This is a genomic window from Streptomyces sp. NPDC006207 (assembly GCF_040613835.1).
GTDB lineage: Bacteria > Actinomycetota > Actinomycetes > Streptomycetales > Streptomycetaceae > Actinacidiphila.
In genome coordinates this window covers 98,353-119,210 of record NZ_JBEXSX010000022.1, presented here as the reverse complement: position 1 = coordinate 119,210, position 20,858 = coordinate 98,353, and the positions used below count along the sequence as shown (strand labels likewise).

Sequence of the window (20,858 nt, the reverse complement as noted above, 5' to 3'; positions counted from 1 at the left end):
GGGTGGGGTGCGGGGCCGGGACGGGCCCCTCGGGGACAGTGCGCAGGGGATGGGGCGGAGTCCGACGCGTGGTCGCTAGACCGCCATCCCGTAGACGATGGTGAAGAGCGTGCCGAGGGAGCCGATGATGAACACGCCGGTCAGGCCGGCGATGATCAGTCCCTTGCCCTGCTCCGCACTGAAGGTGTCGCGGAGTGCCGTGGCTCCGATGCGCTGTTTCGCCGCGCCCCAGATCGCGATGGCCAGGCAGAGCAGGATCGCCACTGCCATGACCACCTCGATCATGACGCGTGCTTCGTTCCCCAGGGAACCGAAAGGCCCCCAGTCCGGGGCGATACCACCGATGATGGTGTTGATGTCGCCCTTGTCGGCCGCCAGGAACATGAGAACTCACCACCACGCTAGATCAGTTGGCGTCCTCGACGGGGCGCAAGGAGCCAAGGTCTATCTTGGCGGAGGATGCCGCCGTCGTATGTCGACTCGGCGACTTTCTCAGCCGATTCCCCGGTGTGATCCGGGCCGCAACCGCCAGACTGGACACACTGGCGTGCGATCCGGTGTTCGATGGGACTTTGTTGACTACTCTGTGTATCACGGTGGTGAGCGGAGGGCAACGATTGGCGGCGCTGCGGGTGGGGATGCTCCCCAGGGCCTGGCGCACCGTCACCTTCCGTGCCGGGCAGGGTGATGTGACGAAGGGGTGGGGCGGGTGACGGCGGCTTCACGGACCGCGCGGAAGGCCTGGCTGGTGTCGGGGGTCGTGGGTGGCCTCTTCATGTCGTTCGTCATGCTGCTCGTGGTCGGTACGTACCTGGTGGCGGCGAAGCTGACGGGCGGGGGCGGGGCGGTGACGCTCGCCACGGGGGCGGTGCCGGCGGCGTACCAGGGCCTGGTGCAGAAGTGGGGGAACCTCTGCGGGGCCATCAACCCGGCGCTGCTGGCGGCACAGCTCTACCAGGAGAGCGGCTGGAACCCGAAGGCGCAGAGCGCGGCGCAGGCGCAGGGGATAGCGCAGTTCATCCCCGGGACGTGGGCGACGCACGGCGTGGACGGGGACGGTGACGGGGACCGCGACGTGTGGGACCCGGCGGACGCCATCCCCTCGGCAGCCTCGTACGACTGCGAGCTGGCGGGCTACGTCAAGGACGTGCCGGGGGACCCGACGGAGAACATGCTCGCCGCGTATAACGCGGGTGCGTACCGCGTCATCCAGGCCGGCGGGGTGCCGCGGATCCGGGAGACGCAGAACTACGTCCGGATCATCACGACCCTGCAGAAGAGCTTCGCGGCGCCCGTGGGCCCGGTGGGGCCGTCGCGACAGTCGGCGGGCGCGATCTACTACGCCCAGCAGAAGCTGGGGACGAAGTACCTGTGGGGCGGCAACGGCACGCCGGAGCAGGGCGGCAGGTTCGACTGCTCGGGCCTGACGAAGGCGGCGTACCACTCGGTGGGGATCGAGCTGCCGCGCGTGGCCAACGACCAGTGGAACGCCGGACCGCACCCGAAGCGGGACGAGCTGCTCCCGGGCGACCTGGTCTTCTTCGCGTACGACCTGACCGACCCGCGGTCCATCCACCACGTGGGGATCTACGTCGGCGGCGGCTACATGATCAACGCTCCCTACACGGGCGCGGTGATCCGCTTCGACAAGATCGACACCCCGGACTACATCGGGGCGACGCGCGTGACGGCGGCAGGTGCGGCGGCGGTGTGACCGTCGCGCGCCCGCCGCGGCGTCGCCGTGGGTGAACACCCGGCCCCGGCATGCGGGAACGTGTCTCCCTTCGATAACACCTTGGTGATCATCCGGTGGAGACCGGAACGCGACGTACCGTGCCGTCCGTTGGACGGGGGAGAATCAACTCCCACACGGACGTGCACGGGGGTGCGGCGGAAGAGAGTGAGGGACACCGGTGGCAGAGCTCTCACTGGACGGCTCGAACCCCGACGTCAGTCTGCTCCGCGACATCAACGGGCTCGCGAAGGACGCCCCGCGCTGGTTCGACCGTGTGATGGAGGCCGTCGGCGAGTACGGCCTGATCCTGCTCATGGTGCTGATCGCCGGCTGGTGCTGGTGGCGCGTGGCGCGCCGCAGCGGCACCGAGGCGCCGACGGCCGTGGCGGGTGTGATCTGGGCCGGGCTGGCGGCGTCGATCGCGCTGGCGCTCAACATCCCGCTGCGGAACTTCGTGGACCGGCCCCGGCCCTTCGTGGACCACGAGGGCATCGACGTCCTGGTGAAGGGGAAGACCGACTTCTCCTTCGTCAGCGACCACGCCACCTTGACGATGGCCGTCGCGATGGGGCTGTTCATGGTCAGCCGCAAGTGGGGCCTGGCGGCCATCGCCGTCGCGCTGGCCGAGGGCTTCTGCCGCGTCTACATGGGCGTGCACTACCCCACCGACGTCCTGGGCGGCTTCGCCCTCGGCACGGCCGTCGCGCTGCTGTTGGCCCCGGCGGCGCTGGCCCTGCTGACACCGCTGACGAAGGCCGTTGCGGGGTCCCGCATCGGCGTGCTCGTGCAGGCCTCGCCCGGCCGGTCGCCGGGGGCCCGCCGGGGCGAGCCCTACCCGGAGCCGTCGGCGGTCGACAGGGACCTGGCCGCCTGACGGCCGCCGCCGGCGGACGGGGCCTCGTTACAGGGCCTGCTGGAAGCTGAACAGCCGCGAGGGGTCGTAGCGGGTCTTCAGGCGGGTCAGCTTGTCGGCGGCCGAGCCGTAGTAGGCGGTGCGCCAGTCGGTCAGCGTGGCGTCGGTGTAGTTCTGGTAGGCGGCGCCGGAGGCGTGGCGGCGCATGGCCGTGTGGAGCCCGGTCAGCCAGCCCGTGGTGCCGGGGCTCTCTATGTACTGCGCCAGGAAGCGCGAGCGCCGGTGCACGAAGGCGGTGGCCGTGGGCGAGACACGGTTGACGGCGCCGCCCAGCGCGGTGAGGGAGACGCTGCCGGAGCCGGAGCGGAGCCCCTCCACCTGGGACAGGAGGGTCTGGATGCCGGCGGCGGAGAGCGAGCGGTCGTAGAAGTCCGAGCGGGCCGCGTAGGTCTCCCGGCCGAGCCGGCCGGAGGGGCTGCGACCCGGGGTGGTACCGGGCAGGTGGCACTGGGCGGTGCTCAGGTTCGAGCAGCCCGCGTACGCGAGGGCGGCGTCGAGGTAGGAGCGCGGGTGCAGGGAGACGCTGGTCGCGGGGGCGCCGATGGTGTCGGCGAGCCGGTCGACGGCGTTCGCGAGCCCGTCGCGCGAGGTGATGCCCACGGTGGCGATGCTGATCTGCGGGGATCCGGTGCCCGACTTGTCCAGGTGCAGGGCGGACCAGATCTCGTCGGGCTGGGTGGGCCCCCACTCCTGCCAGGCGCGCAGGACGGCGGCGGCCTTGCTCCAGGGCCAGGTCAGGTAGCCGGTGACGACCTGCGGGGAGGCCTGCGTGTCGAACGTCAGCCGGGTGACCACGCCGAACTGGCCGCCGCCCGCGCCCCGCAGCGCCCAGAACAGCTCCGGGTTCTCGCTGGCGCTGCAGCGCAGCACCCGGCCGCCCGCCGTGACGATCTCGGCGCCGGTGAGGCTGTCGCAGGTCAGCCCGTACGCGCGGCTGAGCACCCCGTGGCCGCCGCCCAGGGTGAGGCCGGATATGCCGACCGTCGGGCACGAGCCGGCCGGCAGGGTGCGGCCGCTCGCGCCGAGCTTGGTGTAGACGTCGATGAGCTTCGCCCCGCCCCCGATGGTCGCGGTGCCGCCGGACAGGCTCACCGAGGCCATGGACGAGACGTCGAGGACGAGCCGGCCTTTGCCGCCGGAGTAGCCGGCGTAGGAGTGCCCGCCGTTGCGGACCGAGACGGGGACGCCGGTGCGGCGGGCGAAGTCCAGGCACGCGCGGATGTCCTCGGTGCCGGAGACGTACGCCACGGCGGCGGGGCGCTGCCCGTCGAAGCGGGTGTTGTACAGCAGGCGTGCGGTGGCGTAGTCCGCGTCGTCGGGCAGGACGAGGCTGCCGTCCAGGGTGCGGCCGAGGGCCTTCCAGTCGGGGCGGGCGGTCGGCGAGGCGCTGGGTGACGCGGAGCCGCCGGCCGTCGTGGTGGTGCCGGGGGTGCCGGGCGCGGCGCTGCCCGCGTGCGCGGGACGGCCGCTCTCGGGGGTGCAGGCCGTGGCCAGCCAGCCCGCCGCGGCGACGCCGGCGCCGCCGCGGATCAAAGTTCGTCGGTTCAAAGTGGGGCCTCCCGCTCCGCTTCCCCCGTGTGGTCGTCCGTGAGGACGGTGGGGAACAGGTGACCGGTTGCGGGTGGGGGATGTGACGTCCGCCGGACCGTCGTCAGCCCTGCTCGTGGTCGGTGGCGTCGCGCCGGGCGCGGTCGCGCGCCCGGCGGGCCGGGCCCCGCCAGCCGCAGACGCAGGTCGCGCGGGAGAAGGCGCCCTTCTCGGTGGTGGTCGCCCGGTGGGCGGGCGGGGGCGGATCGCTGGGAGGCACGGAACAAAGCTACCGGCCGTGACGCGGTGCCCTGACCCTCGTTATGCCCGACGACGTCCGAGGCGCGGGTGCAGGGGGTTGGCGGAGATGGGGCAGCTCGGTCGGGCGACTGTGGCAGCCGTGGGTCTCGGGTTGTGCGCGCTGGCGGTGGCGGGGTGCTCGGCCGCCGGTGAGGCCGTCGAGGTGGACAGCGTCCCGGTCGACGCGGGGGAGACGCTGCGGCAGGCGGTGGACTCCCTGGCCGCCGCGGGCAGCTCGAAGATCGTCACGTCGATGGAGATGGCCAGCGGCGGCACGAAGATCGCCATCAGGGGCACCGGCTCCTTCGACTACGCCGAGCGCCGCGGCCACCTCCAGGTGGTCCTGCCGCCGGACGCGGCCGGGGACGCCGAGCACGAGCCGGTCACGGAGCTGCTGACGCCCGGCGCCCTCTACATGAAGAACCGGGGCGAGGGCGTGCCCGCCGACAAGTGGGTGCGGGTCGACACGACCAGGCTGCCGGACGGCAACCTCGTCACGGGGGGCGCGACCGACCCCTTGGTGGCCGTGGAGCTGCTGCGGGGGGCGCGGGAGGTGCGGCAGACCGGGACGGAGACCCTGGACGGGGTGCGGGTGCGCCACTACCAGGGGGTCACGGACATCGCGGACGCCGCACGCATCGCCTCCCCGCTGGTGCGGGCGGAGCTCGCGGCCGCGGCGGAGGGCTTCACCGTGACCCGGGTCCCGTTCGACGCCTGGCTCGACGAGGACGGCCGGCTGCGCAAGGTGCGGCAGCGGTTCACCTTCAGCAACGGCGGGGGCGCGGGCGTACGGAGCGCGCCGGCGCAGGTCACGGTGATCTCGACGACCGGGATGTACGGATTCGGGGTGCCGGTGCGGGTCATGCTGCCCCGGGAGACCGACATCTACACGGGGAAGATCGTTTCTGCGACCGGCCCCTGAGGGCTTGCCGAAATGGCCCGTCCGTGTCATGCACGGACCGTGCACCAGTCCCTACGCTGGGCGGGGAGGAGGTGGTGCACGTGGCGGTGTGGCTCCTGGACCAGGACGATCAGGTCCACGTGGCCCTCGCGGAGATCGAGCTGTGCTGCGAGCTGATGATCGTGGCGTCGGCGACGACCGAGGAACGGCTGAGTTCCGAGCGCATCGACGAGGTGCTGAACGTGAGCCCCCGCGTGCCCGCGCAGGGGACCCGGTGGTCGGCAGGGGCCGGTCGCTAGCTCCGGAGCAGCCGGGCTATGGCGGCGGTGGCCTCGGCCACCTTGTCGTCGGCCTCCGGTCCGCCCTTCGCCGCGGCGTCCGCGACGCAGTGCCGCAGGTGCTCCTCCAGCAACTGGAGGGCGAAGGACTGCAGAGCCTTCGTACCGGCCGACACCTGGGTGAGGATGTCGATGCAGTACACGTCCTGCTCGACCATCCGCTGCAGACCGCGGATCTGCCCCTCGACGCGGCGCAGCCGCTTGAGGTGCTGGTCCTTCTGTTTGGCGTAGCCGTGCTGGTGCGCCTCGTGCCCGTGCTCCGGAGCGTCCCCGGCGTCGTCCGCCGGCGACTGCGCCTGTTCCTCGGTGCCACCGGTCTCGATGACCGTCATGATGTCCCTCCTGCCCCCTATACCCCGGCAGGGTATATCGTACCGAATTCGCCCCAATGTGCGAGGGTGCGTGCAGAACCCCAGCTAGGGCACACCCGCGGTGATGAGCGACACTGTAGGACGCCGGTTAGCTGTTGCCGGATGATGCGCCTAGCATCAATGCGACCGAAACCGATGTATTCCGAGGACTTCACGTGCGCTTTCGTCTGACCCCCAGGGAGACGAGCTTCTACGACATGTTCGCCGCATCCGCGGACAACATCGTCACAGGGTCGAAGCTCCTCATGGAACTGCTCGGGGCCGATTCGGCCACCCGCTCGGAGATCGCGGAACGGATGCGTGCCGCGGAGCACGCGGGGGACGACGCCACGCACGCGATCTTCCACCAGCTGAACTCCTCCTTCATCACGCCCTTCGACCGGGAGGACATCTACTCCCTGGCGTCGTCCCTCGACGACATCATGGACTTCATGGAGGAGGCCGTCGACCTGGTGGTGCTGTACCAGGTCGAGGAACTGCCCCGTGGGGTCGAGCAGCAGATCGAGGTGCTGGCCAGGGCGGCCGAACTGACCGCCGAGGCGATGCCGCACCTGCGGACCATGGACAACCTCACCGAGTACTGGATCGAGGTCAACCGGCTGGAGAACCAGGCGGACCAGATCCACCGCAAGCTGCTGGCGCACCTCTTCAACGGCAAGTACGACGCCATCGAGGTGCTCAAGCTCAAGCAGATCGTGGACGTCCTGGAGGAGGCGGCGGACGCCTTCGAACACGTGGCCAACACCGTGGAGACCATCGCGGTCAAGGAGTCCTGACCCCGGTGGAGACCTTCTCTCTGGTCGTGACCATCGGCGTCGCGCTCTTCTTCACGTACACCAACGGCTTCCACGACTCCGCGAACGCCATCGCCACCTCCGTGTCCACCCGGGCGCTGACCCCGCGGGCCGCGCTGGCGATGGCCGCGGTGATGAACCTCGCCGGCGCCTTCCTCGGCACCGGGATCGCCCACACCGTCAGCGAGGGCCTGATCGAGACGCCGCACGGGCAGACCGGCATGGCGATCCTCTTCTCCGGGCTGGTCGGGGCGATCGTCTGGAACCTGATCACCTGGTACTACGGGCTGCCCTCCTCCAGCAGCCACGCGCTCTTCGGTGGTCTGGTGGGGGCGGCGCTGGCCGGCGGCACGGGGGTCATCTGGTCCGGGGTGGTGGACAAGGTCATCCTGCCGATGTTCCTGTCGCCGGTCGTCGGGCTGGTCGTCGGTTACCTGGTGATGCTGGCCATCCTGTGGATCTTCCGCAAGGCCAACCCCCACAAGGCCAAGCGCGGCTTCCGCATCGCGCAGACCGTCTCGGCCGCGGGCATGGCGCTCGGCCACGGCCTGCAGGACGCGCAGAAGACGATGGGCGTCGTGGTGCTCGCGCTGACCATCGCCGACGTCCAGGAGGAGGGCGACGGGATCCCGCTGTGGGTGAAGTTCGCCTGCGCGGCGATGCTCTCGCTCGGTACGTACGCCGGCGGCTGGCGCATCATGCGCACCCTCGGCCGCAAGATCATCGAGCTGGACCCGCCGCAGGGCTTCGCCGCCGAGACCACGGCGGCGTCGATCCTCTACACGACCGCCTACATCTTCAAGGCGCCGATCTCCACGACCCACATCATCACCTCGGCCATCATGGGCGTCGGTGCGACGAAGCGGGTCAACGCGGTCCGCTGGGGCGTCGCGAAGAACATCGTGACCGGCTGGTTCATCACCATGCCGGCCGCGGCGCTGGTGGCCGCGCTGGTCTACGCCGTGGTGCACGTGGCCTTCGGCTGAGCCGGGGACGACCCGCCCCCGGGTACTGCGCCCCGGGTACGACGCAAATGGGCCCGCCCCCCGTACGGGGGGCGGGCCCTTCGCCTTGCGGTGGCACCGCCATGCAGCACCGCAGGACGGCTGTGGCCGGCTGCGGGACGGATCAGCCGAAGCGGCCGGAGATGTAGTCCTCGGTCGCCTGGACGGACGGGTTGGAGAAGATGCGCTCGGTTTCGTCGATCTCGATCAGCTTGCCGGGCTGGCCCACCGCCGACAGGTTGAAGAAGGCGGTGCGGTCGGAGACGCGCGCGGCCTGCTGCATGTTGTGGGTCACGATGACGATGGTGAAACGCTCCTTGAGCTCACCGATCAGGTCCTCGATGGCGAGGGTGGAGATCGGGTCGAGCGCGGAGCAGGGCTCGTCCATGAGCAGGACCTGGGGCTCGACCGCGATGGCGCGGGCGATGCACAGACGCTGCTGCTGACCGCCGGACAGGCCCGAGCCGGGCTTGTTGAGGCGGTCCTTGACCTCGTTCCAGAGGTTGGCGCCGCGCAGCGACTTCTCGACGATCGTGTCGAGGTCGCTCTTCTTCTTGACGCCGTTCAGCTTCAGGCCGGCCGCGACGTTGTCGTAGACCGACATCGTCGGGAACGGGTTGGGGCGCTGGAAGACCATGCCGACCGTGCGGCGCACGGAGACCGGGTCCACGCCGGGGCCGTAGAGGTTCTCGTCGTCCAGGAGCACCTTGCCCTCGACGCGGCCGCCGGGGGTGACCTCGTGCATGCGGTTGAGGGTGCGCAGGAAGGTGGACTTGCCGCAGCCGGACGGGCCGATGAAGGCCGTCACCGTGCGCGGCTCGATGTTCATCGAGATGTCGTCGATCGCCTTGAAGCCGCCGTAGTAGGCGGAGAGTCCGCTGACGTCGATTCGCTTGGCCATGGTGGTGTTGCTCGCAATCCTTGGGTCGCTGATGTTGGCCGCGTCAGCGACCGGTCTTCGGGGCCTTCCAGCGCGCGATGCTGCGCGCCACAAGGTTGAGGATCATGACGAAGGCGATCAGCACGAGTGCCGCCGCCCACGCCCGGTCGTAGCTCGGCTCGTTGCCGTTCTGGTACTGCTGGTAGATGTAGAACGGCAGTGAGGCCTGAGGGCCGTTGAACGGGTCGTTGTTGATCAGGTTGTTGCCGAAGACCAACAGCGCGATGGGGGCGCTCTCACCGGCGATGCGGGCGATCGCGAGCATGACGCCCGTGGTGATGCCGCCGATCGCGGTCGGGATGACCACCTTCACAATGGTGCGCCACTTGGGGACACCGAGCGCCAGCGAGGCCTCGCGCAGCTCGTTCGGGACGAGCTTGAGCATCTCCTCGGTCGAGCGGACGACCACCGGCATCATCAGGATGGCCAGGGCCATGGCGCCGGCGAAGCCCGAGGGGCCGAAGCCCAGCAGCAGGTTCCAGGTCGACAGGATGAACAGACCGGCGACGATCGACGGGATGCCCGTCATGACGTCGACGAAGAAGGTCACCGCCGTGGCGAGCCGGCCCTTGCCGTACTCGACGAGGTAGACGGCGGTCATCATGCCGATCGGGGCCGCGATGGCGGTGGCGATGCCGACCTGCTCCAGGGTGCCGATGATGGCGTGGTAGACACCGCCGCCCTCGCCGATGGTCAGCACGCCGTTCATGGAGTGCGACAGGAAGGCGCCGTCGAGGATCTTGACACCCTTGCTGACCGTGGTCTGGATCAGCGAGTACAGGGGGAGCGCGGCGAGGACGAAGGACGCCCAGATGACGCTGGTGGCGACCCGGTCCTTGGCCTGGCGGCGGCCCTCGACCATCGCGGCGATCGCGTAGGTGCCGAGGACGAACAGCAGGACGGCGATCAGACCCCACTGGATCTTGCTGTCCAGGCTCGCTCCGAGGCCGATGCCGACGGCGAGCACGAGCGCGCCGGCGGCTATGCCCGCGGGAGCCCACTTGGGGAGCCGGCGCTGGGCCAGGGCCCGCTGCGGCACCGCGGGGGCGGAGCGCTTGTCTGCTACTGCGTGGCTCATGCGTTGGCCCCCGAGTATTCCTTGCGCTTGGCGATGATCGCGCGGGCGGCACCGTTGACGAGCAGGGTGATGACGAAGAGCACCAGACCGGAGGCGATCAGTGCGTCACGGCCGAACTCGTTGGCCTCGCCGAACTTGGCGACGATGTTCTGGGAGAAGGTCCCGCCGACCGGGTCCAGGACGTGCACCGACAGGATGGGCGCGGCGGACAGCACCGTGGCGACGGCCATCGTCTCGCCGAGCGCGCGGCCGAGGCCGAGCATCGAGGCGCTGATGATGCCGGACCGGGCGAAGGGGAGCACCGACATGCGGATGGTCTCCCAGCGGGTCGCGCCGAGGGCCAGGGCGGCCTCCTCGTGCATCCGCGGCACCTGGCGGAAGACCTCGCGGCTGACGTTGGTGATGATCGGGAGGATCATGATCGCCAGCAGGATGCCGACGGTGAAGATCGAGCGGGCCGCGCCCTGGGGGTCTTCCTTCTCGAAGACGACGGTCCAGCCGAGGTACTCGTCCAGCCACATGTTCAGGCCGACCAGGTGCGGGACCAGGAAGAGCGCGCCCCACAGGCCGTAGATGATGCTGGGCACGGCGGCGAGCAGGTCGACGATGTACGACAGCGGCGAGGCAATGCGGCGCGGCGCGTAGTGCGAGATGAACAGCGCGATGCCGACGGCGATCGGGACCGCGATGACCATCGCGATGACCGAGCTGACGATCGTGCCGTAGGCGAGCACGGCGATGCCGAAGACCGGCGGGTTCGCGCCGGCGTTCCACTCGAAGGTGGTCAGGAAGTTGCCCTGGTCCTTGGAGATCGCGTTGATCGCGCGGATCGTCAGGAAGATCGCGATCGACGCCATGATCACCAGCAGCAGGATGCCGGAACCACGGGACAGGCCTGAGAAGATCTTGTCGCCGGCGCGCGTGACGGTGGCCCCGGCATGCCTGGCGGACGGTGGCGGGGTGGGCTTCTGTGCGGTTATAGCCATCGGTTTTCTCTCCGGTCTGGGTGGGGGATCACTCCCCCGGCGGCGGTGCACCGGAAGTGCGACCGGCCCCGCGACGTGCGTCGCGGGGCCGGTCGACTGGGTTAGGACAGGGCGTCCACGGTGGAGCGGACCTTCGTGGCGATCTCGGCCGGGAGCGGCGCGTAGCCGGCCTCGGACAGGATCGACTGGCCCTCCTCGGACGCGGTGTAGCCCAGGAAGGACTTCACCAGCGGCAGGGTCTCGGCCTTGTTGCCCTTGTCGCAGGCGATCTCGTAGGTCACCAGGACGATCGGGTAGGCGTTGTCGGCCTTGGTGGTGTAGGCGGCGGACATGTCCAGGGACAGGTCGGCACCGGTGCCCACGACCTTCGCCTGCGCGATGCCGGCGGAGGCGTTGTCGGCGGTGGCCTCGACCGGGGCGGAGGCGCCGGTGTCGATCTTCACCGTCTTGATGCTGTTGGCGGTCGCGTAGGAGAGCTCGAAGTAACCGATCGAGCCGTTGACCTGCTTGACCTGGGCCGCGACACCGGCGGACTTGGCGGCGGACTGGCCGCCCTTGCCCGCCCACGCCTTGGCGTGCTCGTACGGCCACGCGTCCTTGGCGGCACCGTTGAAGTACTTGGTGAGGTTGTCCGTGGTGCCGGACTCGTCCTGGCGGTGGAAGGTCTGGATCTTGGAGCTGGGGAGCTTGGCGTCCGGGTTCAGCTTCTTGATGGCCGCGTCGTCCCAGGTGGTGATCTTCGAGTCGAAGATCTTGGCCAGGGTCGGGGCGTCCAGGACCAGGTTGTCCACGCCGGAGACGTTGTAACCGATGGCGATCGGGCCGCCGACCATCGGGATGCTGATGCCGGTGCCGTCGGTGCAGACCTTCTTGGACGCCTCGACCTCTTCGGGCTTCAGCGGCGAGTCGGATCCGGCGAAGCCGTCCGTGCCGTTGTTGAAGTCGATGATGCCCTCACCGGAGGACGACGCCTTGTAGTTGATCTGGGCGTCGGTGCAGGCCTGCTGGTAGTTCTTGACCCAGGCGTCCATGGCGTTCTGCTGCGCCGAGGAGCCCGAAGCGAGGAGCTGGCCGCCCTTGTCCGCGCACTTGATGCTGCTGGACGACGTGGGTGCCTTGCTGCTGTCGCCGCCCGCGTTTGTGTTGTCGTCCGAACCGCACGCAGTGAGCATGAGGGCACCCGAGACCGCGACCGCGCCGACGGCCAGGGCGCGGAGCCCGCTCTTACGCTGAAGCTTCACCTTTGGTGATTCCTTCCTGAAGCCCGCCGGTGGACGGCGAAGCAGAGGTATGGATTTCTGCATCCACCCGGCGGCTGCTCGCTCACCGGTAAGGCCGAAATTAGGCAGATCAGGTGAAGTGGTCGACGGCCAAGGGTGAACGCAAGGTGAACCTCGCATATCAGTGCGGTGCTGTAGCCCACACCGAGTGGCGTACGTCTCAGCGTGCCACCGTCACATGCGCGTTCCGCGCAGGAACGCGTCGAGCACGGCACGGTCCCGCTCATGGGTGAGCCGGTTGCGCGCGGCGGCCGGCGGAAGCCAGAGCATGCGGTCGACCTCGTGGTTCGGGGCGAAGGAACCCTCGCGCGCCTCGGCGGCCCAGTAACGCACAATCTTCGTGCGCCCTTCCACGAGATAGGTGGAGGACGGGAGCACCCGCCCGGGCACGCAGTCGAGCCCGGTCTCCTCCTTGACCTCGCGGAGCGCGCCGTCCAGCGCCGTCTCCCCGCGCTTCAACTTCCCCTTGGGAAGCGACCAGTCGTCGTACTTGGGGCGGTGGATCAGTGCGATCTCCAGGCCGTCGTCGAACGGGGAGCGGCGCCACAGCACCGCTCCGGCGGCGAGGATCGGGGTGTCGGCGGTTCCGGTGGAGGCGATGGCGGTGCTCCTTTCCGGGTTGCGGGTCACGGGCCGCCCCCACGGGCGGGCCGGACGGTCGGCGCGACCGTCAGCGCGACCAAAGGTGGGCGAAGGCGTACCGGGCCGCCTCCACCTCCAGGCGCTGGTCGGCGTGGAGCACGCCCAGCGCGTAGGCGGTGGCGGGGGCGATCCGCGGGGTGCGGGCGGCGGCGGTCACCGCGGTCGCGGCCTCCGAGGCCTCGCGGTGCTGCTCCAGCACCCGCGCCGCGGCGGCCAGCCGGGCGGCGGAGTCCCCGTCGTCGCAGGCCAGCACCTCCTGGGAGTAGCGGCGCAGCCGCAACAGGACGCGGACCCGGTTCCACGCGGCGTCCTGGCGTTCTGCGGGCAGTTCGCCGGCGAGCGCGGCGTGGAGCGTCTCGCCGTTGTACGGGTGCCGTGCGCGCGTCAGCGGCAGTGCGGCCGCGGCCTCGGTGAGCCGGGCGTGGGCCTGCTCCGCCAGCAGCGGCAGCAAGGTGGCGGCGGGTTTGCGCGCCGTGGGGGACAGCGGCACCTCGGAGGCGAGCACCGCCACCGCGTCCACCACCGCGTGGAACCGCGAGGAGCCCATGGCCTGCAGGGCGGCGGAGTGCGCCCGGGTCCGGGCGAGCGTGAGCTGACGTTCCAGCAGGGCACCGGCCCGGGCGGCGCCCACGGCGAGCGGGCCGCCCGCGGCGCCGCCGCGTTCGGCGGCCTGCGGCGGAGCCGGCGAGCGACGGGTCCCGGCGGCGTGGGCCACCGCGGTCAGCGGTTCCGGGACCTCGGCGGGCGCCTGGGGCGCCGCCGTCGTGCCGCGTGGGGTCTCCGCGACGCCGCCCAGGCGCTCGCGGGGCGGTTCGGACGCTGCGGACGCCGGGTCCGGCACGGTGGGCACCGGCAGCCACAGGCCGAGGTCGTCGTCGGCGGGAGCGGCGGGGATGCCCCCCGTGTCCTCCGCGGAGGCCAGCCGCTGCAGTGCGCCGATCAGCCGGCTGAGCCGGGCGGCGTAGCGGTGCTCGCGGCCGAGGGTGTCGGTGAGCCAGCCGAGCTCGGCCCGCAGGGGGTCGGCCCAGCCCGGGTCGGTGAGCGACCCGAAGGTGTGCAGGGTGCCGGCGATGCGGCGGGCCGAGCGGCGCATCTGGCGGCCGCTCTCGGCGGTGTCGTCCTGAGGCCGGCCGGGTTCGCCCTCACGTGGTGCCAGTGCGCGCAGAAAGGCCGTGGCCTCCTCCCGCAGGTACTGTCCGAGGACCGCACCGGCCTCACGGTCGGGGAGCCCGCCGGCGGTCAGGCCGGCGGGCGTCGCTGCCGTGTCAGGGTGTCGCTGGGCCACGCCGGCGCCTCCGCGCATCGATGAGCATCTCCTGGATGTGGGGCAGCGGACGCCCTTCGGCGTCGGTGCTGTGCCGGGTCCAGTCCCCGTCCGGGCCGAGCCACCAGGACGAGGTGGAGTCCGAGGTTCCGGTCTCCAGGAATCGGTTCAGGGAGGCGCGGTGCGCCGGGTCGGCGACCCGGACCAGCGCCTCGATCCGGCGGTCGAGGTTGCGGTGCATCATGTCGGCGCTGCCGAGCCACACCTCGGGGTCGCCTCCGTTGCCGAAGACGAAGACCCGGGAGTGCTCCAGGAAGCGGCCGAGCACGCTGCGCACCCGGATGTTCTCCGACAGGCCCGGCACCCCCGGGCGCAGCGCGCAGATGCCGCGCACCCAGACGTCGACGGGCACGCCGGCCATCGAGGCCCGGTAGAGGGCGTCGACGATCGCCTCGTCGACCATCGAGTTGGCCTTGATCCGGATGTACGCGGGCCGGCCCTCGCGATGGTGGGTGATCTCCGCGAGGATCCGCGAGACCAGCCCGTCGCGCAGGCTGCGCGGGGCCACCAGCAGGCGGTTGTAGGTCTCGCGGCGCGAGTAGCCGGAGAGCCGGTTGAACAGGTGGGACAGGTCGGCGCCGACCTGCGCGTCGGCGGTCAGCAGCCCGAGGTCCTCGTAGAGCCGGGCGGTCTTCGGGTGGTAGTTGCCGGTGCCGACGTGGCTGTAGCGGCGCAGCGTGTCGCCCTCCTGGCGGACCACGAGCGACAGCTTGCAGTGCGTCTTCAGCCCGACCAGGCCGTAGACGACGTGGCAGCCGGCCTCCTCCAGCTTGCGGGCCCACTTGATGTTGGCCTGCTCGTCGAAGCGCGCCTTGATCTCGACCAGCACCAGCACCTGCTTGCCGGCCTCGGCGGCGTCGATCAGGGCGTCCACGATCGGGGAGTCGCCGGAGGTGCGGTACAGCGTCTGCTTGATGGCCAGGACGTCCGGGTCCTGCGCGGCCTGCTCCAGGAAGCGCTGCACGGAGGTGGAGAAGGAGTTGTACGGGTGGTGCAGCAGCACGTCGCGCTCGCGCAGCGCCGCGAAGACGTCGGTGGCGTGCGCGGACTCGACCTCGGCCAGGTCCGGGTGGGTGCCGCCGACGAACTTCGGGTACTTCAGCTCCGGACGGTCCTGCCCGGCGATCGCGAACAGCCCGGTCAGGTCGAGCGGTCCGGGCAGCGGGTAGACCTCGGCGTCCTCTATGTTCAGTTCCTGGACCAGGGTGTCCAGGGCCTGCGGGGAGATCGACTCCTCGACCTCCAGGCGGACCGGGGGACCGAAGCGGCGCCGCAGCAGCTCCTTCTCCAGGGCCTGGAGCAGGTTCTCCGCGTCGTCCTCCTCCACCTCCAGGTCCTCGTTCCGGGTCACCCGGAACATGTGGCTGTCCAGCACCTCCATGCCGGGGAACAGCTCCTCCAGGTGCGCGGCGATGACGTCCTCCAGCGGGACGAAGCGCTGCGGGCCGGCCTCGAGGAACCGGGACAGGATCGGCGGGACCTTCACACGGGCGAAGTGGTCGTGACCGGAGACCGGGTTGCGCACGGTGACGGCCAGGTTCAGGGACAAGCCGGAGATGTACGGGAACGGGTGCGCCGGGTCGACGGCCAGCGGGGTCAGGACCGGGAAGATCTTGTTGCGGAAGAGCGTGAAGAGCCGGGCCTGCTCCTTCTCGGTGAGGTCGCTCCACCGGATGATGTGGATGTCCTCCTCGGCGAGCGCCGGGGCCACGTCGTTCTGGAAGCAGGCGGCGTGCCGGGCCATGAGCTCGCGGGCGCGGGTGAGGATGTTCTCCAGCACCTTGGTGGGCGACAGGCCCGAGGCCGAGCGCTGGGCGACGCCGGTGGTGATGCGGCGCTTCAGGCCGGCGACGCGGACCATGAAGAACTCGTCCAGGTTGCTGGCGAAGATCGCGAGGAAGTTGGCCCGTTCGAGGAGGGGGGTGCCCGGATCCTCGGCGAGTTCCAGCACGCGCTCGTTGAAGGCCAGCCAGCTCTGCTCGCGGTCAAGGAAACGGTTCATCGGGAGCTCTTCGTCCGTGCCCTCGTCCACCGCCGCGTCGGCCGCAAGGGCCTCGCCCGACTTCTCCGCGGGCCGCGGCACGGTCGCGAGGCCGTCCAGGCGCTTGAGTTCGGGGTGCAGGGGCGGGACGACGTGCGGGCGGCCGTAGGCCGGGGACTGCTCCGCCGGGGGCTGTTCCGCCGGGGTCTCGGACGCGGTGGGCGCACCGGAGCCGGACCGCTCGGTCCGGGCGTTCGTCGGGAAATTCATCGAGGCCATGGGTGCGAGCCCTCCTCCGGATCCGGCACGTCGTTCACGTGGACGGCGGCGCACGGAACCCGGCCACCGACCATGCCCCCATTGTCCCCGGCGCGCCGGGATACCGGCAGGTCGAGAGGGGGGAAGTGGGTCGCGGCGGGCGTCTGCATTCACAGATGCTCGCAAGCGAGTTTGAATCGCCGGTAACGGGCAGGTGGCGGTCAGGAAATCGCCGTACGTACCGGCCGTGTCCGGACGATCACCCGGAAGGCTCCGCCGGGGTCCGGTCGCCCGCCCGCGGGAGCCTCAGGTCTCCGTCCGGTACATCAGGTCGACCTCGTGCGTGGTGAAGCCGAGACGTTCGTAGACGGCGAGGGCGGGGGCGTTGTCCGCGTCGACGTAGAGCATCGCGGTGGGCAGGCCGCGGTCGTGCGCGAGGTACCGCAGCCCGATGAGGGTGAGCGCCCGGCCCAGGCCGCCGCCCTGCTCCTCGGGATGGATGCCCAGGACGTAGACCTCGCCGAGGCGCTCGCGCTCGTGCACCTTCGTCCAGTGGAAGCCGGCCAGCCGGTCGCCGCGGAAGGCGAGGAAGAAGCCGGCCGGGTCGAACCAGGGCTCGGCCTTGCGGTCGTCGAGGTCGCGCTGGGTGAGGCTGCCCTGCTCGGGGTGGTGCGCGAAGGCGGCGGCGTTGACCGCCAGCCAGGCGGCGTCGTCCTGCCCGGGGACGAAGGCGCGCACGGTGACGTCGGCGGGGAGCACGGGCCCGCCCAGCGGGGGCGTGCCGGCGCCCTCCTCCAGGGGGCGGCGAAGCTGCCGCAGCTCGCGGAAGAGGGCGAGGCCGAGCAGCCCGGCCAGGTGGCGGGCGGCGGGGTGGCCGCCGTGCGCCCACACGCGCAGCCGTTTGCCGGAGGCGGCGAGCAGTGCGTGGCCGAGGGCGCGGCCGTGACCCTGCGCGCGGTACGCGGGGTGGATGACCATCTCGGCGGCGGGGGCCTCGACCGGGTCGGTGTCCTCCAGTTGGGCGTACCCGACGAGCACGCCGTCGCTCTCGACCACCAGGTGGCGCACGCCCTCACGGGCACCGCCGCGCAGGTTCAGCCGGCCCTGCTCGGAGACCGCGGCCTGGCCGTCGACCGCCGCGGCCGCCTCGATCAGGGCCAGGACCGCCTCGGCGCGGCCGGGGCTCAGCGCGTCGAGGGTCTCGATCCTGCGGGGGCCCACGGCGGTCTGCTGCGCTGCTGCGTCGGTCATGGGACCGAGCTTACGGCCGTGGGGGTGCGGGAGGTGTCCATCGGCACCAGTGCCGCCGCACCGCAGGCCACGGCCGCCGCGGCGGCGAGGGCGGGCCAGTAGCCGGTGGCCGAGATGAGGGCGGCGCTCAGCGGCGGGACGACGGCGGCGGTCAGGTTCTGTCCGGTGTTGTGGACGCCGAGGGCACGGCCGGACCAGGACGGGCCGGCGCGTTCGGCCGTGGCGGTGAAGGACAGGCCGTTGGTGCTGGCGGTGATCCCTATGGACAGGACGAGGGCGGCGGCGGTCACCGCGGAGGGGAAGGCCGCGGTCACCGCCGCCGCGGCGACCACCACGGCGGTGCCGACGGCGAGTTGCCGCATCGGCCGCAGCCGGCTGCCGACCCGGTCCGACCAGCGCCCGGCGGCGATCCGGAAGCAGGCCCCCAGCACCTGTGCGACGGCGATCAGCCGGCCGGCGCCGACCGGCGACCAGCCCCGGGTGTCCACCAGCAGCACCAGGGCGAAGGCCCCCGCCGTGAACTGCGGTACGACCAGCAGCGCGCCCGCGCCGTGGATCCGCCACAAGGTCGCCGAGCCCCGGTAGGGGTTGGCGGCCGGTGCCGCGCCGGGACCGGTCCGCGGGCGTACCGGGTCGGCGGCGAACAGTGCGACCAGGCTGGCGACGACCCCGCACACGGCGGCCAGGAAGCCGAAGGCGCAGTGCACCCCGTACGCGGCGGCGAGCGGCGGCATGGTCAGTGCGGCCACGCCCATGCCCAGCGGGGTGGCGGTCTGCCGGATGCCCATGGCCAGCCCGCGTTCCCCGGCGGAGAACCAGCCCATGACGAGGCGTCCGCTCGCGGAGTACACCGAGGCCCCCGCCGCTCCCGCCAGGGCGAGCAGCGCGCCCAGTGCCGTCGTGCCGCCTCCGGCGCGCACCGCGCCGGCCGCGACGGCGAGCAGCGCGGCGGCGCCGCCCAGCCCGGTGGCGATGACGACGCGTTCGCCGTACCGGTCGGCGGCGGCGCCCCACACGACGAGGGCCGCGACCAGCCCGGTGGTGGGGCAGGCGATGAGCAGTCCGATCTGCGGCAGCGTCAGGTGCGCGGTGTCCCGCAACGTGGCGGCCAGATAGGGGACTCCGTAGACGAAGGCGCAGGCGGCGGTCTGTGCGGCGGTGCCCAGGGCGAGCATCAGCCAGCGACGGGGCATGGGTGCACCTCCTCGGTCGGTGGTGGATCCAACTATGTCGCTTGTTTGAATGGCGAGACAGATCGTTCCGGTGAGTGAGACGGAATGCCCGGCTGCCCGTCATGTACCGATCAGTCGAAACCTGCCCGTAACCGCAAAGCCACTGACAACTACGCGCGTTGACAATAGGCTGCGGCCGTCCTCCGCCTCCATCCATCGTTCACGTCCAAGGGGACCCATGTCAGTGACCCACCCGCGTCGCCGTGCCGCACGCCGCGTCGCCGCCGCGACCGCCGGCCTCGCGGCGGTCGGTGTGCTCGCGATAGCGAGCCCGGCCGCCCAGGCCCACGAGACCCAGCACGGGGGTCACGGCCACGGCAGCCGTACCGTCGACCTCCAGCTCCTCGCCGTCAACGACTTCCACGGCAACCTGGAGCCCCCGGCCGGTTCCTCCGGCCGCGTCACCGAGCTCCAGGCGGACGGCACCACCAAGACCGTCGACGCCGGCGGCGTCGAGTACCTGGCCTCCAGCCTGCGCACCGCCCGCAAGGGGCAGGAGCGTTCGCTCACCGTCGCCGCCGGCGACATCGTGGGCGCCAGCCCGCTGCTGTCGGGCCTGTTCCACGACGAGCCCACCGTCGAGGCCATGAACAAGCTGGGCCTGGACGTCACCGGCGTCGGCAACCACGAGTTCGACGAGGGCAAGGACGAGCTGCTCCGTCTGCAGAACGGCGGCTGCCACCCGGTCGAGGGCTGCTACGAGAAGGGCCGCACGTTCACGGGCGCGGACTACCCGATCCTCTCGGCGAACGTCGTCAACGAGAAGACCGGCCGCCCGCTGCTCAAGCCCTACACCATCGAGAACGTCAAGGGCGTCCGCGTCGGCTTCATCGGCGTCACGCTCGAGGGCACCCCGAACATCGTCACCGCCGAGGGCGTCAAGGGCCTGAAGTTCCTCGACGAGGTCGAGACGATCAACAAGTACACCAAGGAGCTCAAGCGCAAGGGCGTCAACGCCGTCGTCGCGCTCGTGCACGAGGGCGGCTTCCCCGCCTCCTCCGCGTACAACTACGACTGCGACGCCGGCGGTGCGGGCACCGGTCTGTCCGGCCCGATCGTCGACATCGCCAAGAACACCTCGGCGGACGTCGACGCGCTGGTCACCGGCCACACCCACAACGCGTACGTCTGCACCATCCCCGACCCCAAGGGCAACGACCGTCTGGTCACCAGCGCGGCGTCCTTCGGCCGGCTCTTCACCGAGCTCGACATGAAGTACGACCTGCGCACGCACGACATCGTGCGCGCCTCGGTCGAGGGCTCCAACCACGTCGTGGACCGCACCCAGACCAAGGCCGCGGACATGACCTCGCTGATCAGCCGCTGGCAGACGCTGGCCGCCCCGGTCGCGGGCCGCACCGTCGGCTACATCTCGCAGGACATCACCCGGGCCGGCAACGAGTCCGCCCTCGGCGACCTCATCGCCGACGCGCAGCTCGCGTACGCCAGGACCCTCGACCCGTCGGCCACGATCGCGCTGATGAACCCCGGCGGGATCCGCACCGACCTGGTGCACAAGGCCTCCGGCAGCGAGGGCGACGGCGTCGTCACCTACGCCGAGGGCTTCGCGGTCCAGCCGTTCAGCAACACGGTCAACCTGCGGACGCTGACCGGCGCCCAGCTGGTCACCGTGCTCCAGCAGCAGGTCAGCGGCAGCAACGAGGCCGCCCCGAAGATCCTGCAGATCTCCAGCGGCCTGACCTACACGCTGGACCTCACCAAGACCGGTGCCGCCCGTGTCGTGACCGACTCGATCCGTCTCGGTGGCGCCCCGATCGACCCGGCGGGCAGCTACCGCGTCGCGATGAACTCCTTCCTGTCCGGCGGCGGTGACGGCTTCGGCGAGCTGGCCAAGGGCACCAACGAGCTCGTCGGCGGCGACGACCTGGCCGCGCTCAACGCCTACCTGACCGCCAACTCCTCGGCCTCCGCGCCGCTGGCGGCCCCGGCGGCGAACCGCATCACGATCGTCCAGTAGTACGCGGCACGAGCGGGCAGGTCCC

20 protein-coding genes are annotated in these 20,858 nt (G+C 71.1%); 7 read left to right on the top strand and 13 right to left on the bottom strand.

Annotated features, from left to right (window positions below):
- Positions 1-75 precede the first annotated feature (75 nt).
- Positions 76-384: a DUF8827 family protein gene (locus tag ABZ312_RS19800; protein ID WP_319140882.1), complete on the bottom strand. Its 309-nt coding sequence runs from the start codon at positions 382-384 to the stop codon at positions 76-78.
- A 391-nt stretch (positions 385-775) separates the two neighbouring features.
- Here ABZ312_RS19800 and ABZ312_RS19795 point away from each other — a divergent pair, with 391 nt between their 5' ends.
- Positions 776-1,714 carry a C40 family peptidase gene (locus ABZ312_RS19795; protein ID WP_500330705.1) on the top strand — a complete coding sequence of 313 codons (939 nt, stop codon included), beginning with the start codon at positions 776-778 and terminating at the stop codon, positions 1,712-1,714.
- A 199-nt stretch (positions 1,715-1,913) separates the two neighbouring features.
- Positions 1,914-2,609 carry a phosphatase PAP2 family protein gene (locus ABZ312_RS19790; RefSeq protein WP_500359391.1) on the top strand — a complete coding sequence of 232 codons (696 nt, stop codon included), beginning with the start codon at positions 1,914-1,916 and terminating at the stop codon, positions 2,607-2,609.
- Between the two features lie 27 nt (positions 2,610-2,636).
- Here ABZ312_RS19790 and ABZ312_RS19785 read toward each other — a convergent pair whose 3' ends face one another.
- Both ABZ312_RS19785 and ABZ312_RS19780 read right to left on the bottom strand, forming a co-directional pair.
- Complete coding sequence (locus ABZ312_RS19785) at positions 2,637-4,196, bottom strand: FAD-binding oxidoreductase (RefSeq protein WP_500330708.1); 1,560 nt, start codon at positions 4,194-4,196, stop codon at positions 2,637-2,639.
- A gap of 103 nt (positions 4,197-4,299) precedes the next feature.
- The gene (locus ABZ312_RS19780; RefSeq protein WP_500330710.1) at positions 4,300-4,455 is read right to left on the bottom strand and encodes a hypothetical protein; all 156 of its coding nucleotides are present in this window, start codon (positions 4,453-4,455) and stop codon (positions 4,300-4,302) included.
- A gap of 87 nt (positions 4,456-4,542) precedes the next feature.
- Here ABZ312_RS19780 and ABZ312_RS19775 point away from each other — a divergent pair, with 87 nt between their 5' ends.
- Both ABZ312_RS19775 and ABZ312_RS19770 read left to right on the top strand, forming a co-directional pair.
- Positions 4,543-5,397: an SCO4651 family lipoprotein gene (locus tag ABZ312_RS19775; protein WP_500330712.1), complete on the top strand. Its 855-nt coding sequence runs from the start codon at positions 4,543-4,545 to the stop codon at positions 5,395-5,397.
- 71 nt (positions 5,398-5,468) lie between these two features.
- Positions 5,469-5,675, top strand: a complete 207-nt coding sequence (locus tag ABZ312_RS19770; protein WP_500438326.1) for a hypothetical protein — start codon at positions 5,469-5,471, stop codon at positions 5,673-5,675.
- Here the strand turns inward: ABZ312_RS19770 and ABZ312_RS19765 are convergent.
- A complete protein-coding gene (locus ABZ312_RS19765) occupies positions 5,672-6,046 on the bottom strand; it encodes a metal-sensitive transcriptional regulator (protein ID WP_500438324.1) in 375 nt (124 codons plus the stop codon). The genes ABZ312_RS19770 and ABZ312_RS19765 overlap by 4 nt on opposite strands.
- A 194-nt stretch (positions 6,047-6,240) precedes the next feature.
- On the opposite strand from ABZ312_RS19765, the gene ABZ312_RS19760 reads away from it, so the two are divergent.
- Positions 6,241-6,861: a DUF47 domain-containing protein gene (locus ABZ312_RS19760; protein WP_026251102.1), complete on the top strand. Its 621-nt coding sequence runs from the start codon at positions 6,241-6,243 to the stop codon at positions 6,859-6,861.
- A gap of 5 nt (positions 6,862-6,866) precedes the next feature.
- Complete coding sequence (locus tag ABZ312_RS19755) at positions 6,867-7,865, top strand: inorganic phosphate transporter (protein ID WP_499513103.1); 999 nt, start codon at positions 6,867-6,869, stop codon at positions 7,863-7,865.
- 142 nt (positions 7,866-8,007) lie between these two features.
- Here the strand turns inward: ABZ312_RS19755 and pstB are convergent, their stop codons facing one another.
- The 9 genes from pstB to ABZ312_RS19710 form a co-directional block, all read right to left on the bottom strand.
- On the bottom strand, positions 8,008-8,784 hold the full coding sequence (pstB, locus tag ABZ312_RS19750; RefSeq protein WP_500330717.1) for a phosphate ABC transporter ATP-binding protein PstB: 777 nt from the start codon (positions 8,782-8,784) through the stop codon (positions 8,008-8,010).
- A 43-nt stretch (positions 8,785-8,827) separates the two neighbouring features.
- Positions 8,828-9,901 (bottom strand): phosphate ABC transporter permease PstA, encoded by a 1,074-nt coding sequence (pstA, locus tag ABZ312_RS19745; protein WP_500438322.1) that lies wholly within the window; start codon positions 9,899-9,901, stop codon positions 8,828-8,830.
- Positions 9,898-10,887 (bottom strand): phosphate ABC transporter permease subunit PstC, encoded by a 990-nt coding sequence (gene pstC, locus ABZ312_RS19740; RefSeq protein WP_500330720.1) that lies wholly within the window; start codon positions 10,885-10,887, stop codon positions 9,898-9,900. The genes pstA and pstC overlap by 4 nt, the downstream gene beginning before the upstream one ends.
- A gap of 101 nt (positions 10,888-10,988) precedes the next feature.
- Positions 10,989-12,128 (bottom strand): phosphate ABC transporter substrate-binding protein PstS, encoded by a 1,140-nt coding sequence (gene pstS, locus ABZ312_RS19735; protein WP_500330721.1) that lies wholly within the window; start codon positions 12,126-12,128, stop codon positions 10,989-10,991.
- Positions 12,129-12,341: 213 nt separating this feature from the next.
- Positions 12,342-12,797: an NUDIX hydrolase gene (locus ABZ312_RS19730; RefSeq protein ID WP_500359393.1), complete on the bottom strand. Its 456-nt coding sequence runs from the start codon at positions 12,795-12,797 to the stop codon at positions 12,342-12,344.
- A 40-nt stretch (positions 12,798-12,837) separates the two neighbouring features.
- The gene (locus ABZ312_RS19725; RefSeq protein ID WP_500330724.1) at positions 12,838-14,112 is read right to left on the bottom strand and encodes a CHAD domain-containing protein; all 1,275 of its coding nucleotides are present in this window, start codon (positions 14,110-14,112) and stop codon (positions 12,838-12,840) included.
- Positions 14,075-16,393 carry an RNA degradosome polyphosphate kinase gene (locus ABZ312_RS19720; RefSeq protein ID WP_500330725.1) on the bottom strand — a complete coding sequence of 773 codons (2,319 nt, stop codon included), beginning with the start codon at positions 16,391-16,393 and terminating at the stop codon, positions 14,075-14,077. Before ABZ312_RS19720 ends, ABZ312_RS19725 begins: the two co-directional genes overlap by 38 nt.
- 285 nt (positions 16,394-16,678) lie before the next feature.
- Positions 16,679-17,623: a mycothiol synthase gene (mshD, locus tag ABZ312_RS19715; RefSeq protein ID WP_500438320.1), complete on the bottom strand. Its 945-nt coding sequence runs from the start codon at positions 17,621-17,623 to the stop codon at positions 16,679-16,681.
- Positions 17,620-18,816 (bottom strand): MFS transporter, encoded by a 1,197-nt coding sequence (locus ABZ312_RS19710; RefSeq protein ID WP_500438318.1) that lies wholly within the window; start codon positions 18,814-18,816, stop codon positions 17,620-17,622. The genes mshD and ABZ312_RS19710 overlap by 4 nt, the downstream gene beginning before the upstream one ends.
- 217 nt (positions 18,817-19,033) lie before the next feature.
- Between ABZ312_RS19710 and ABZ312_RS19705 the strand changes: the two genes are divergently transcribed.
- Entirely contained in the window at positions 19,034-20,833 is a 1,800-nt protein-coding gene (locus ABZ312_RS19705) for a bifunctional metallophosphatase/5'-nucleotidase (protein ID WP_500438316.1), read from the top strand.
- Positions 20,834-20,858 lie beyond the last annotated feature (25 nt).

Coding starts and splice junctions, on each gene's coding strand:
- ABZ312_RS19800 (WP_319140882.1), bottom strand. CDS start 384: ATGTTCCTGGCGGCCGACAAGGGCGACATCAACACCATCATCGGTGGT.
- ABZ312_RS19795 (WP_500330705.1), top strand. CDS start 776: ATGTCGTTCGTCATGCTGCTCGTGGTCGGTACGTACCTGGTGGCGGCG.
- ABZ312_RS19775 (WP_500330712.1), top strand. CDS start 4,543: ATGGGGCAGCTCGGTCGGGCGACTGTGGCAGCCGTGGGTCTCGGGTTG.
- ABZ312_RS19765 (WP_500438324.1), bottom strand. CDS start 6,046: ATGACGGTCATCGAGACCGGTGGCACCGAGGAACAGGCGCAGTCGCCG.
- pstB (WP_500330717.1), bottom strand. CDS start 8,784: ATGGCCAAGCGAATCGACGTCAGCGGACTCTCCGCCTACTACGGCGGC.
- pstA (WP_500438322.1), bottom strand. CDS start 9,901: ATGAGCCACGCAGTAGCAGACAAGCGCTCCGCCCCCGCGGTGCCGCAG.
- pstC (WP_500330720.1), bottom strand. CDS start 10,887: ATGGCTATAACCGCACAGAAGCCCACCCCGCCACCGTCCGCCAGGCAT.
- ABZ312_RS19725 (WP_500330724.1), bottom strand. CDS start 14,112: ATGCGCGGAGGCGCCGGCGTGGCCCAGCGACACCCTGACACGGCAGCG.
- ABZ312_RS19720 (WP_500330725.1), bottom strand. CDS start 16,393: ATGGCCTCGATGAATTTCCCGACGAACGCCCGGACCGAGCGGTCCGGC.
- mshD (WP_500438320.1), bottom strand. CDS start 17,623: ATGACCGACGCAGCAGCGCAGCAGACCGCCGTGGGCCCCCGCAGGATC.
- ABZ312_RS19710 (WP_500438318.1), bottom strand. CDS start 18,816: ATGCCCCGTCGCTGGCTGATGCTCGCCCTGGGCACCGCCGCACAGACC.
- ABZ312_RS19705 (WP_500438316.1), top strand. CDS start 19,034: ATGTCAGTGACCCACCCGCGTCGCCGTGCCGCACGCCGCGTCGCCGCC.